The following is a 12403-nucleotide window of genomic DNA, read 5'->3' as shown; positions in this document are numbered from 1 at the left end:
CCGGCGGCACGGTCCGCGGCCGGCGCGGGGGCGGCGGCACGGTCCGCGGCCGGCGCGGGGGCGGCGGCACGGTCCGCGGCCGGCGCGGGGGCGGCGGCACGGTCCGCGGCCGGCGCGGGGGCGGCGAGCAGGCGGTCGACGAGGGCGGTGGTGTGCCCGGCCTTGCGGAACGTCGGGTCGTCGAGGACCCGCCGCACGAACGGGATGGTCGTCCGCACGCCCGGTCCGTCGATGTCGAACTCGTCGAGGGCGCGCTCGAGCCGGTCCAGGGCCAGGGTGCGGTCCGGTCCCCAGACGGCGACCTTGGCCAGCAGCGAGTCGTAGTGCGGGCCGACCACGTAGCCGACGTGGCCGTGGGTGTCGACCCGGGTGAACGGGCCGCCGGGCGGGGTGAACCGGGTCAGCCGGCCGGGAGTGGGCGCGAAGCCGCGCGCCGGGTCCTCGACGTTGATCCGGCACTCCACGGCCACCCCGTGCGGGCGGATGTCCTCCTGCCGCAGCCGCAGCGGCACCCCGGCGGCGACGTGCAGCTGCTCGTGCACCAGGTCGATGCCGGTGATCATCTCGGTGACCGGGTGCTCCACCTGGATCCGACAGTTGATCTCCAGGAAGTGGAACCGCTCCTCGTCGTCGACCAGGAACTCGACGGTCCCCGCGCCGGTGAAGCCGACGCCGAGGACGCCGCGCAGCGCCGTGGCGGCGATCGCGTCCAGGGTGGCCGTGGACAGTCCCGGGGCGGGCGCCTCCTCGACCAGCTTCTGGTGGCGCCGCTGCACCGAGCAGTCCCGGGTGCCCAGGTGCACCCCGGCGCCGTGGGCGTCGCAGAGCACCTGCACCTCGACGTGCCGGGCGTCGGTGAGGTACCGCTCGACGTACACCCGGTCGTCGCCGAAGACGGCCTGCGCGGCGACGCGGGTCCGCGCGTACGCCCGGGCGAGGTCGGCGGGGCGGCGCACCACGGTCATGCCCCGGCCGCCCCCGCCGGCGGCCGCCTTCACGATGACCGGGTAGCCGATCGCGGCGGCCACCTCGGCGGCCGCCTCGACGGTCGGCAGGGTCTGCACGCTGCCCGGCGGCAGCGGCAGCCCGGCCTCGAGCATCAGCGCCCGCGCGGTGGACTTGTCCCCGAGCGCGGACATCACGTGCGGCGGCGGGCCGATGAACGTCAGCCCGTTGTCGGCGCAGATCTCGGCGAAGTCGGCGTCCTCGGAGAGGAACCCGTACCCCGGGTGCACCGCCTGCGCCCCGGTGCGCCGGGCCGCCTCGACGATCGCCGCGGCGTTGAGGTAACTGCGCCGGCTCGCCGCCGGCCCGATCCGCACCGCCTCGTCGGCGAGGCGCACCGGCAGCGAGTCGGCGTCGGCGCTGGAGTAGACGACCACCGTACGGATGCCCAGCTCACGGCAGGCCCGCAGGACCCGTAGCGCGATCTCGCCCCGGTTGGCGATCAGCACCTTCTCGAACATCACCATCACCCGCGACCCTCAGACCGTTGCCACGGCGACCAGCGGCTGGTCGTACTCGACCGGCTGGCCGTCGCCCACGAGCAGCTCGACCACCCGGCCCGCCCGGTCGGCGGTCACCTCGTTCATCAACTTCATCGCCTCGACGATCCCGATCACCTGACCGGGCCGCACCAGGTCGCCGACGGCGACGAACGGCGCCGCGCCGGGCTCCGGGGCTCGGTAGAAGGTGCCGACCATCGGCGAGCGCACCACCGACCGGCCGTCCGCGACGGGCGGCGCCGCGACCGGCGCGACGGCGGGGGTCGGGGCCGCGGCCGGGGCGGCCGGGCGGGGTGCCGGCACCGCCCCGACGGGGTCGTGCCACTCCACCTCCAGCACCGTGTCCCCGCTGCGCAGCCGGACCCGCCGCACCGGCCCGGCCAGCTCCTCGACGAGCTGGCGGGCATGCCGCCGCAGCCCGGTCAGCACCTCCTCGCCGCCGGTCGGCCTGCCGTTCGGGCTCGGCGCCGACGTCGCCGACTCCGCGGTCACCGGGCACCCGCCCCGGCACCGAGGCGGGCTGCCCCGAACCGGCGGAACCGCTGCCGGCGGCGGCGCACCAGGGTCGCCGCCGGCACGTCCAGCAGCGGCGTGAGGTTGGCCAGCACGGCGGCGCGTAGCAGTTCGGCCGCGGCCGCCGGGTCGGCCTGCGTCCCGCCGGGCGGCTCGGCCACCATCTCGTCGGCGACGCCGATCCGGCACAGGTCCGCAGCGGTCAGCCGCAGCGCGCGGGCGGCCTGCGGGGCCGCCGAGCTGTCCGGCCAGAGGATCGCCGCGCAGCCCTCCGGGCTGATCACCGAGTAGACGGCCCGCTGCAGCATCAGCACCCGGTCGGCCACGGCCAGCGCGAGGGCTCCGCCGCTGCCGCCCTCGCCGGTGACCACGGCGACCACCGGCGTGGGCAGCACGCTCAACGCGAGGATGTTCTCGGCGATGGCCGCCGCCTGCCCCTGCTCCTCCGCGCCGACGCCCGGGTCCGCGCCGGGGGTGTCGACCAGGGTCACCACCGGCAGGCCCAGCCGCGCGGCCAGCCGCATCAGCCGCAGCGCCTTGCGGTGCCCGGCCGGGCTGGCCATGCCGAAGTTGCGGGCCACCAGCTCGCCCGTGGTGTGTCCCTTCTGGTGGCCGATCACCATGACGTGGCGTCCGTCGAGCCGGGCCAGGCCGCCCACGACGGCCGGGCAGTCCCGCCCGAGCCGGTCGCCGTGCAGCTCCACGAACCCGTCGAACGCCGTGTCGAGGTAGTCCAACGTGGTCGGCCGGCCGGGGTGCCGGGCCGCCCGTACCGTCTCCCACGGGTCCCCGTCGACCGCCGTGGCGGCGGGCGTCGTCCGGTCCCCGCCGGCCGCGTCGGCCGCCGGCTCCTGCCCGGGTACGCCCCGACGGCGCGCCGCGGCCCGGCCGGCGTGCGCGGCGGCGAGCAGCACGGTCAGCCGGCCGCGCAGGGCACGCCGGGTGACCACCATGTCGACCTGCCCGTGCCGCAGCAGGAACTCCGCGGTCTGGAACCCCTCCGGCAGCGCCCGGCCGGTCACCTGCCGGATCACCCGGGGGCCGGCGAACCCCATCCGCGCGCCGGTCTCGGCCAGCACCACGTCCGTGTTCGTGGCGAACGACGCGGCCACCCCCCCGTACGTCGGGTCGGTGACCACGCTGACGGTGAGCAGGCCCGCCTCCCGCAGCCCGGCGATGGCCTGGCTGACGGTGGCCATCTGCATCAGCGACAGCGCCCCCTCCTGCATGCGCGCGCCGCCGGAGGCGGTCACCAGCACCAGCGGGATCCCGTCGGCCAGGGCCCGCTCGGCGGCCAGCGTGATGAGCTCCCCGACGGCGCAGCCGAGGCTGCCGCCGAGGAACCGGAAGTCCATCACCGCCAGCGCCACCGGGTGCCCGCCGATGCGGGCGGTGCCGCAGACCACGGCCTCGCCCAGGCCGGTCCCGGCCCGGGCCGCGGCGAGCCGCTGCGGGTACGGCACCGCGTCCACGAACCCGATCGGGTCGATCGCGACCGGCCGGTCGGGCAGCGGGGTGAAGGTGTCCGGGTCGACGATCTGACGCAGCCGTTCCGGCGCGCTCAGCCGGGTGTGCGCCCCGCACTCGGGGCAGACGTCCAGGTTACGGCGCAGCCGCTTGCGGTAGAGCAGGCTGGCGCAGCCGGCGCAGCGCGCCCAGAGCTGCTCGTCCTGCGAGGCGGTCGCGGTCACGGCCGGCTCACCTCGCCCGGGGCGTCCCAGCGGTAGAAGCAGTGCGCCATGGCGTCCCGGGGGGACTGCCAGGTCGGCAGGTACGGCGAGATGTACGGGCGGAGCCGGTCGCTGACCCGGACGAACTCCGGGTGCCCCCGTACCCCCTCCACGGCGCCGTCGGCGGGCTGCTCGGTCTCCAGCAGGTGCACGTACAGGTCGTACAGCCGGTACAGCGACCGGTGGCGCACGCCGACCAGGCGCGGCAGCTCCGTCGCGTCCGACTCGGCGAAGATCTCGGCGACCCGATCCTCGGCGGTCGGGACGACCTTCGCCACGATCAGCGATCGGTCCATGTATGGCCTCCTGCGGCTGACGCGATCCGGTGCGGCGCGACGGATCCGTCACGCCCGACGACTGCGGACACGATGCGCGGCCCTCCGTCACCGGCACGTCACCCCGGACCGTCCACCGAAGCCGCCCTATGGTGACGGTGGGTTGACGGAAACTGTGCAGCAGCTATGTGTGGACTGTCCGGCTGCGCGCCTCGACGGGTGCTTGTTTCCGCTGTTCGGAGCGCCTTTCACGAGCAGCGTGGACGGTTCCCACAGCGACCGCTCCATTGACCCAGAGTAACCATTGTTGATATGTTCGACGCGGTCAGCCCGGCGCCCGCAGCGTCGCAGGCCGGCGCCCGGGGGTGGTGGCGTCGCGCGGCGCGACGTCCGGGGCAGCCGTGCCGGGGACACAGGACGGCCGGGGGCGGGCCCCGGCGCAGGGGGTGCCGCCGTGACCGCTGACAAGCGCATTCCGACCGTCGGCGCCCGTCCCGCGCCGGGCATCTCGCTGCACCTGCTCGGCGGGTTCCGGCTGCTGCACGACGAGGTGCCGGTGGTCGTGCCGCGCGGGCTGCAACGCGTCATCGCGCTCATCGGGCTGCGCCCGGGCGCCACCCGCAGCCACCTCGCCGGGCTGCTGTGGCCCGAGGCGCCGGAGGAGCGCGCCCTGTCGTCGCTGCGCACCGCCCTGTGGCGGCTGCGGCAGGACCCGTGCTGTCCGGTGGAGACCAGCGGCGACAGCGTACGCCTGCACCCCGTGGTCCGACTCGACGTCGACGACCTGGTGCGCACCGCCGCCCAGGTCCGCGACGGCGACGACCACCGCATCGCGGCCGGCGCGCTCGCCGCCGGCCGACACGACCTGCTGCCCGGCTGGTACGACGACTGGGTGCTGATGGAGCGGGAGCGGCTACGTCAGCTGCGCCTGCACATGCTCGAGGAACTCGCCGACCACCACCTGGCCGCCGGCCGGCACGGCGAGGCCCTGGAGGCGGCCCTGGAGGCGATGGCCGCCGAGCCGCTGCGCGAGACCCCGCACCGGCTGGTGGTGCGCATCCACCTCGCCGAGGGCAACGCCTTCGAGGCGGTGCACGCCTTCTACGTCTACCGCGACCTGCTGCTGCGCGAGCTGCGGCTGGAGCCGTCGGCGGCCATGTGCGCGCTGCTCGACGACACCCTCGCCCCCATCCGCCGGGCCACCCGCACCGCCCCGCGGCCCGTGGGGCCCCGCGACGCCACCCCGCGGCCCGCACCGCCCCGCGACTCCACCCCGCCGCCCGCCGGGCCCCGCGGTCCCACTCCGCGGCCCCACTGACGCCGTCCCGCGCGACCGCCCGTCGGGCCCATCGACAATCCCGTCACAGCCAGTATCCACATCGTGACGATGACGTGACACGGTGTGGCGCAGGGTGGGGACACGTAGCGCACGGCCTGTCGATCGGGCCCGGCGTCCGTTCCGGCGGGAGGGGTTCCATGAGTCGCCTACTGATCGTCAGCAGGATCATCCCCGGGTCCGAGGGGCGGGTCGCGCAGATCTTCGCCGAGTCCGACGAGACCGAGCTGCCCCGGCTGACCGGCATCCGGCACCGCTCCCTGTACTGCCTGCACGACCTGTGCGTACACCTGATGGAGACCGCGGACGTCGACGCGGACACGCTGGCCGAGGCCCGCAGCCACCCGCTGTACCACCAGGTCAACGAGCGGCTGTCCGCACACACCTCGCCGTACCTGCCGACCTGGCACTCCCCCCGCGACGCCATCGCCGGGTGCTTCTACAGCTGGGACGCCGGCCGGCCGTCGATCAGCCCCACCGGAAGCGCCGGCTGACCCAGCGCCCGTCGGCGTCGCCGGGGCGGCCACGCGGGACCCCGGCGCCGAGGGCCGACCCCGGCCGGGACGGCCACCCGCGCGAACACCCTGGGTAACCTCGCGGCCACCGTAGGCGCGACCCGTCCTACCAGCACCGGAAGCCCGGAGCCACCGTGTCGCGCGATACCGAGCGTATGCGAAGCTGCGGCGAGTTTTACTCGCGACTTTCATTCGACATACGCAACAGGGAGGTGCACCGTGCCGTCGACTTTCGGGCAGTGGTTGTTCGCGATCCTGGCGCTGCTGGTGGGTCTGGCCGCCGGCTGGGTGCTGCGCGGCCGGCAGGACGCGCAGGCGTCCATCGTGGAGCGCGCCCCGGCCGCCGGGGCGACCGGCGTGTCCGACGCGCCGGTCGAGGCCACCATCGACGTGCAGCCACCGGCGGCGACGGTGGCTGCGACGACGACGGAGGCCGTCGTCGACGAGCCGGCCCCGGACACCGCCGAGCCCACCCGGCCGGGCGCGGTCCTGGCCGACAGCGACCAGGCCGCCTTCGCCCCCGAGGACACCGCGCCGATGCCGGCGGACACCCGGGAGCCGGCCGGGGCCGCCGCCGAGCCGACCGGAGACGACCGGAAGGCCGCCCCGGCCGCGGCTCCGGCCGCCGGACCCACCGGGGACGACCGGAAGGCCGAGCTGTCGGCCCCGGCCCCGCGCGCCGCGGCCGACGACGCCGACCTGCCGGAGACCGGGGACCGGGAGCCGGCCGAGGCGCCGCTGGCCACCCTTCCGTCGGGCGACGCCGCGACGCCGGCCGACGTGATCCGGGCCGACGTGAACCCGGCCGACGTGGACCCGGCCGACGTGATCCGGGCCGACGTGGACCCGGCCGACGCGAACCCGGACGCGGTGGGGACGGACGCGCCGACCGCGGCTGTGGACGCCGACGCGAAGCCGGACGCGACTCCCGCTGTCGCCGACGAGGCGAAGGTGCCGGCCGCCCCTGTGCCCGCCGCCAGCGGCGGGACCGGCGAGCCCGGGGCCGGAGCGACCGAGGCCGCCGGGGCCGCCGCGTCGACCGACGACTTCCGTCGCATCCAGGGCATCGGCCCGAAGATGGCCGCCGCACTGCACGACGCCGGTATCCGCACCTATCGGCAGCTGGCCGACCTGGACGAGGCGGCGCTGCGAGAGACCATCCGGGCCGCCGGGCTCCGGGCCGCGCCGAGCCTGGCCACCTGGCCGCAGCAGGCCCGGGTACTCGCGGGCGCCCCGGGCGAGGCCGAGCGGGTGCTGCCGGTGGCCGTCGGCGACGCCTGACGAGGGTGCGTCCCCGGGCCGGCGACCTGGCGGTGACGGCGCTGCGCCGTCACCGCCAGGTCGCCGGCAAGCGCGTTGACCGTCGGCGACCGCACCGCCGCATCGGGTACGGCGCCGTTTAGCCGATCCTCACGGTTGGGTACAAGGGCCTCACCTCGGCCCGTACAACCCCCGGAGGAAGCCATGCGGAGCGGCCCCTCGATCCTGGGCGTCATCCTGGTCATCTGGCTGGTCATCGGCGCGATCGCCGCTGGTCAGCGCGGCTACTACAAGGGCGACGACGCCACCTGCGCCGAGGCCGGCACGATTCTGGTGACCATCGTGGCCGGCCCGTTGAACTACCTGGGCGCCAACCCGAAGGTCGACTGCGAGCTTCCCGAGCCTTCGAAGTAGGTCAGCTCTCACCCGGCCCGCGCCGCGCGAGCGACGCGGGCAGGCGCATGTCCGCGAACGGCCACTCGGGCCGGTCAACATGCGCCGGCTGTCGCGTGGCCCGCACGGCTGGGGATGGGACAACGACCGGGAGACGGACCGTCCTCTCCGGCCCGGAGCGCGGCAACGTGTGGTTCGACCGACGCGCCACGTGCGACGACATCGTGCCCCTGCGCAACCGGGACGGCAGCCACGCCAATTTCACCGACTTCTACCTGGACTGGCTGGCGGCGGCCGAGCGGACGTTCGTGTGACCGTTCCTCCCGCGTCCGTGGTCGCCGCCGGGGCCGGAGGCGTCACGCGCCCTGATGCGTCCTAGGAGGCTGGACTGTGTAAGGTGCCCTCCCCCACCCCGGGAGTTGACAAGGGTTCCTCACCCGCCGACGTGGATGCGGGGGCGACGGGCCGGGTCCGGCTCGGACTTGCGGAGGATCTCCCGCACCACGGGCGGGGTGTCCCCCCGGCCCAGGATCAGGTACCGCAGCAGGTGGGCGATCGGGTTGCCCTCGGACCACTCGAAGTGCGCGTGCGGCCGTACCTGCGTGGCGTCGCGCAGCGCCAGCAGGATCGCCGCGATGGCGTTCGGCGCCGCCGGGCTGCTCGCCCGCAGCACCCGGTACCCCTCGACCTCGACCCCGTGCACCCGCAGCACCCGGCTGAACTCCGACGGGTCCACCACGTCGATCTCCAGGAACAGCACGTCCGCCGCGCCCGGCACCGGGTTCACGCCCCGCTGCGTGATCTCCTTGTCCCGGTACTCCTCCACCCCGCCGCTCTGCCGCCTGTTGGCGATCAGGTGCAGCTGCCCGTCGTGCGAGAGGCTGTCGGCGACGAACCGGCGGGCCGCCTCGTCGAACTCGATCCGCTCCGCCCGCAGCTCGGTGGTGCGCGACACCCGGGACACCAGCGACACGGCGACGATGCCGAGGATGAACATGGCGGAGATCGCGATCCCGTCCGGCTTCTCGACCACGTTCTCGAACAGGGCGTACCCCAGGACGACGGTGAGCGCCGTGAAGCCGGCGGCGGCCAGGCGATGCTGGCGGCGCCCCGCCGAGATGGCCACCGCCACCGCGCCGGAGACCATCATCGCCAGGATGCCCGTGGCGTACGCGCCGGCCTGGGCGTTGACGTCGGCGCCGAAGGCGACGGTGATGGCGACGCTGATCGCCGTGTAGACGAGGACGACGGGCCGCACCGCCCGGCCCCACTCCGGCGCCATCCCGTACGACGGCAGGTAGCGCGGCACGATGTTGATCAGGCCGGCCATCGCCGACGCCCCGGCGAACCACAGGATCAGCACGCTGCTGATGTCGTACACGGTGCCGAAGCCCTCGCCCAGGTACTCGTGCGCCAGGAACGCCAGGGCCCGGCCCTGAGCCCGGCCGCCCGGGCCGAACTCGTGCGGCGGGATGAGCACGGTGGTGACGAAGGTCGTCGTGACCAGGTAACCCGACATGATGAACGCGGCCGTGGCCAGCAGCCTGCGGGTGTTGCGGACGCGGGCGGCCAGCCGGGCCTCCCGGTCCGGCCCCTGACCGGCGACCAGCGGCATCATGCTGACCCCGGTCTCGAAGCCGGAGAGGCCGAGCACCAGCAGCGGGAACGCCAGCACGGCCTGGCTGACCCCGTGGACGAGCCCACCGCCGGCGGGGACCAGCGCGTTCCGCCAGGAGGCGAGCACGGCGGGGTCGGCGAGGACGTTGGCCAGGCCGGCGGCGACCACCACCGCGTTCAGCACCAGGAACGCCGCCACCAGCGGGATGGCCACCCCGACCGCCTCACGGAAGCCGAGCAGGAACACCCCGCCGAGGACGAGCAGCAGCCCGGCGGTGACCGCGACCGCGACGAACCGGCCGTGCAGCGCGTCCGGCAGGTACGGGTTCTCCAGCAGGTGCACGGTCGCGTCGGCCGCCGACAGGGTGATCGTGATGATCCACGAGGTGGCCACGAAGCCGAGCAGGACGAGGACGAAGATCTTTCCCCGCCAGAACGGCAGCAGCCGCTCCAGCATCGCCACCGACCCCTGCCCGTGCGGGCTCTCCCGGGCCACCCGCCGGTACATCGGCAGCATCCCGAACAGGGTCAGCGCCACGATCAACAGCGTCGCCAGCGGGGACAGCGCGCCGGCCGCGACGGCCGCGATGCCGGGCAGGTACGACAGGGTGGAGAAGTAGTCGACGCCGGTCAGGCACATCACCTGCCACCAGGCGTGCACCCTGGCCTCGGTCTCCCGCGTCTCCGGCCCGATCGGCTGCACCCGGTGCTGGAACAGCCAGCGACGCAACGGGCCCGGGGGCGGGCCGGGCCGGTGGTGGCTGTCCACGCACGCCGGGATCGTCACGAGGCCCCGGTGGGGGCGGTCGCTGTGGACCGGGTCCCGTGCGGCGTGCAGGCTCCGGTCCGGCCGGCTCGGCTCCCGCTGCCCCCGCGTCCGCCCCGGCTGCACCCCGTCCCGCCGTTCCGCCATGCCGCGCCACCCCCTCACGCCCTGCCCCGACGGTAGGCGGAACCCGCGGCGTTCCCAGGCGGAACGGACGAAGCGGCGACAGGCCGGTCCGTGCCCCGGCCTGCCACGCCTGCCAGCCGCGCCGGGCTCAGTTCCCGGGTCGACCACGCGTGCCCCGTCGGCCGGCTGTGGAGCTGCCCGCACAGGCGGGGCGGTGCGCGACGGCGCGCTCTGCGGGTTCGGCCGTCGGAAGCACGGCTCCCCCATGCCGCGACGAGGCCGCGCACCGACGGCACGGCAGGGGAGGCTGGGAGCGTCGCACTCCCGGGCGCACGAACGGGGCAGCTCCACAGCGACCGACGACGCCAGATGGGCCCCGGATCCAGCCGACGGCGGGGCAGAGAGCAGCCGCGGGCCGGGTCAGCGGCCGTCGAGGAAGGCGAGCACCCGTTCCCAGGTCAGCTCCGCGGCGGCGGCGGCGTGGTCGGGCAGGTCGGGATCGGTGTAGAGGTGGCCCGGCCCCGGGTAGCGGAAGACCGTCAGGTCCGCGCCGGCCTCGGTCATCGCCCGCTGCCACGCGTCCACGTCCTCCTGCGGCTCGAACTCGTCGGGGTCGGCCAGGTGCAGCTGCACCGGCAGGCCCGGGCGGACGGCCTCCGGGCCACCGGCGATGCCGTGCAGCAGGAGCAGGGCCGCGGCGGAGGGCCGCTCGGCGAGCAGGTCGGCGGCCACCGCGCAGCCGAACGAGAAGCCGGCCAGCACCGCGTCGGGCGGCAGGTCGGCCACCGCCGCGCGGGCCCGGCCCAGCGCCGTGTCCCGGCCGACCTTGTCGAGCAGGGCGAAGCCCTCGTCGACGGTCCCGGCGGCGGGCACCCCGTACAGGTCGGGGGTGACCACCTGGTGCCCGGCGGCGCGAAGGCGGTCGGCGGCGGCCAGCACGGCCGGGCGCAGGCCGTACACGGAGTGGAACAGGGCGATCTGAGTCATCCCGCCATCCTGACGCAGGGGAACGACACCAGCGCCGGGCGGCTGCCCCGCGGGCGACGGCGCCAGCGGATCAGCCAGCGCCTCCAGCCGGGGCACGAGGTCGGCCGGGGCCGGCCGGTCGGCGCGCCGGTGACCAGGGCGAAGGCGTACGCCTTGGGCCAGCGCGGCTTGCGGAACGGCGGGCCGGCCGCCCCGGACCGGCGGCCCCCGGGATCAGCGGTTGTCCGCGCCGCCGGACGCGTCCCGATGGATGTGCTGGTCTCCGCCATCACGGTCCCCCTCTCGACAAGCCTTCCCGGCGGGATGTGCCCCCGCCCGGTGTCACGGCGCCGGCCCGCGGCTCCGCGCCGCCCCCGCTCGACCCGGCCCGATAGGGTGCCCCGGACGGACCCGTCTCGGGCCCGTCCCGGAACCGGCCGGATCGATCATGGAGTTGACGGCCGGTTCGGTGATCGAGAGCACCGTCAAACTCCATGATCGGCGGGAAAGGGACGGACAGGTGAGCGAAGGGAGCCCGGGTCGGGTGGACCCGGACGTCGACCTGCGCGTACCCGGGGACCGGGCCGAACTGCGCGCGCACCCGGCGGCGGTGCTCGGCGCCATCGCGGCCGGGGGCGTGCTCGGCGCGCTCGCCCGCGCGGGGCTCCAGGCCGCCCTTCCGCACCGCCCCGGCGGCTTTCCCTGGGCGACGTTCGCCGTCAACGTGACCGGCTGCCTGCTGATCGGGGCGCTGATGGCGGTGGTCGCCGCCGGCCGCACCCGCCCGCTCACCCGGCCGTTCCTCGGCGTCGGGGTGCTCGGCGGCTTCACCACCTTCTCCACGTACGTGGTGGACGCGCGCCTGGCGCTGGCCACCGGGGCGCCGGGCACCGCGCTGGCGTACCTGGCCGCGACCCTGGTGACGGCGCTGGTCGCGGTCTGGCTCGGCGACGCCGCCGCCGGCCGGCTGCTCGCCCGCGCCGGCGCGGGCAACCCAAGCGTACGACCGGACACGGCCCGGTGACCGTCCTGCTCGTGGCCCTCGGCGCGGCCGTCGGGGCGCCGCTGCGGTACCTCACCGACCGCGCCGTGCAGGCCCGGTACGGCTCGGCGTTCCCGTGGGGCACGTTGACCGTCAACGTGTTCGGGTCGCTCCTGCTCGGCGCCCTGGTGGGGGCGCCCGCCGGGCCGGCGGTGGGCGCGCTGCTCGGCACGGGCCTGTGCGGCGCGCTGACCACGTACTCGACGTTCGGCTACGAGACGCTGCGGCTGGCCCGCGACGGGGCCCGGGGGCGTGCCCTGACCAACGCGCTGGGCAGCGTGGCCGCCGGCCTGGCCGCGGCGTCCGCCGGCTACGCGCTGGCCCGCGCCCTGCTCGGCTGAGGAAGAGAAGAGGAAGGA

The 12403-nt window shown here is 75.8% G+C and carries 13 protein-coding genes; 7 read left to right on the top strand and 6 right to left on the bottom strand.

All coding sequences use genetic code 11. The features are described 5' to 3' along the window. The 4 genes from ACGFIZ_RS21395 to ACGFIZ_RS21380 form a co-directional block, all read right to left on the bottom strand. On the bottom strand, nucleotides 1-1466 hold a 1466-nt coding region (locus ACGFIZ_RS21395; protein WP_393421753.1), incomplete at its 3' end, for an acetyl/propionyl/methylcrotonyl-CoA carboxylase subunit alpha. 18 nt (nucleotides 1467-1484) lie between these two features. Beyond that, nucleotides 1485-1997, bottom strand: a complete 513-nt coding sequence (gene accB, locus ACGFIZ_RS21390) for an acetyl-CoA carboxylase biotin carboxyl carrier protein (RefSeq protein ID WP_393421713.1) — start codon at nucleotides 1995-1997, stop codon at nucleotides 1485-1487. Then, entirely contained in the window at nucleotides 1994-3709 is a 1716-nt protein-coding gene (locus ACGFIZ_RS21385) for an acetyl-CoA carboxylase carboxyltransferase subunit alpha (protein WP_393421711.1), read from the bottom strand. The genes accB and ACGFIZ_RS21385 overlap by 4 nt, the downstream gene beginning before the upstream one ends. Next, on the bottom strand, nucleotides 3706-4044 hold the full coding sequence (locus tag ACGFIZ_RS21380) for a TcmI family type II polyketide cyclase (protein WP_347669377.1): 339 nt from the start codon (nucleotides 4042-4044) through the stop codon (nucleotides 3706-3708). The genes ACGFIZ_RS21385 and ACGFIZ_RS21380 overlap by 4 nt, the downstream gene beginning before the upstream one ends. Nucleotides 4045-4477: 433 nt before the next feature. Here ACGFIZ_RS21380 and ACGFIZ_RS21375 point away from each other — a divergent pair, with 433 nt between their 5' ends. The 5 genes from ACGFIZ_RS21375 (at nucleotide 4478) to ACGFIZ_RS21355 (ending at nucleotide 7841) form a co-directional block, all read left to right on the top strand. After that, complete coding sequence (locus ACGFIZ_RS21375; RefSeq protein WP_393421709.1) at nucleotides 4478-5341, top strand: BTAD domain-containing putative transcriptional regulator; 864 nt, start codon at nucleotides 4478-4480, stop codon at nucleotides 5339-5341. Between the two features lie 158 nt (nucleotides 5342-5499). After that, nucleotides 5500-5853 (top strand): TcmI family type II polyketide cyclase, encoded by a 354-nt coding sequence (locus ACGFIZ_RS21370; RefSeq protein ID WP_393421707.1) that lies wholly within the window; start codon nucleotides 5500-5502, stop codon nucleotides 5851-5853. Nucleotides 5854-6093: 240 nt separating this feature from the next. Then, nucleotides 6094-7155, top strand: coding sequence for a helix-hairpin-helix domain-containing protein (locus tag ACGFIZ_RS21365; protein WP_393421705.1), 1062 nt, complete (start codon nucleotides 6094-6096; stop codon nucleotides 7153-7155). A 183-nt stretch (nucleotides 7156-7338) separates the two neighbouring features. Then, a complete protein-coding gene (locus ACGFIZ_RS21360; protein WP_393421703.1) occupies nucleotides 7339-7548 on the top strand; it encodes a hypothetical protein in 210 nt (69 codons plus the stop codon). Nucleotides 7549-7715: 167 nt separating this feature from the next. Further along, nucleotides 7716-7841 (top strand): hypothetical protein, encoded by a 126-nt coding sequence (locus ACGFIZ_RS21355; protein ID WP_393421701.1) that lies wholly within the window; start codon nucleotides 7716-7718, stop codon nucleotides 7839-7841. A 119-nt stretch (nucleotides 7842-7960) separates the two neighbouring features. Here the strand turns inward: ACGFIZ_RS21355 and ACGFIZ_RS21350 are convergent, their stop codons facing one another. After that, nucleotides 7961-10057 (bottom strand): amino acid transporter, encoded by a 2097-nt coding sequence (locus ACGFIZ_RS21350; RefSeq protein WP_393421699.1) that lies wholly within the window; start codon nucleotides 10055-10057, stop codon nucleotides 7961-7963. A 399-nt stretch (nucleotides 10058-10456) separates the two neighbouring features. Further along, nucleotides 10457-11023 (bottom strand): dienelactone hydrolase family protein, encoded by a 567-nt coding sequence (locus ACGFIZ_RS21345; protein ID WP_393421697.1) that lies wholly within the window; start codon nucleotides 11021-11023, stop codon nucleotides 10457-10459. A 499-nt stretch (nucleotides 11024-11522) separates the two neighbouring features. Here ACGFIZ_RS21345 and ACGFIZ_RS21340 point away from each other — a divergent pair, with 499 nt between their 5' ends. Both ACGFIZ_RS21340 and crcB read left to right on the top strand, forming a co-directional pair. Then, complete coding sequence (locus ACGFIZ_RS21340; protein WP_393421695.1) at nucleotides 11523-12026, top strand: CrcB family protein; 504 nt, start codon at nucleotides 11523-11525, stop codon at nucleotides 12024-12026. Continuing rightward, on the top strand, nucleotides 12023-12385 hold the full coding sequence (gene crcB, locus ACGFIZ_RS21335; RefSeq protein ID WP_393421693.1) for a fluoride efflux transporter CrcB: 363 nt from the start codon (nucleotides 12023-12025) through the stop codon (nucleotides 12383-12385). Before ACGFIZ_RS21340 ends, crcB begins: the two co-directional genes overlap by 4 nt. The last annotated feature ends 18 nt before the right edge of the window (nucleotides 12386-12403 follow it).

It is taken from the genome of Micromonospora sp. NPDC048830, assembly GCF_043198215.1.
Taxonomy (GTDB): Bacteria; Actinomycetota; Actinomycetes; order Mycobacteriales; family Micromonosporaceae; genus Micromonospora.
Note: the sequence above shows the minus strand (reverse complement) of the source record. Positions and strands in the feature narration are given on the sequence as shown.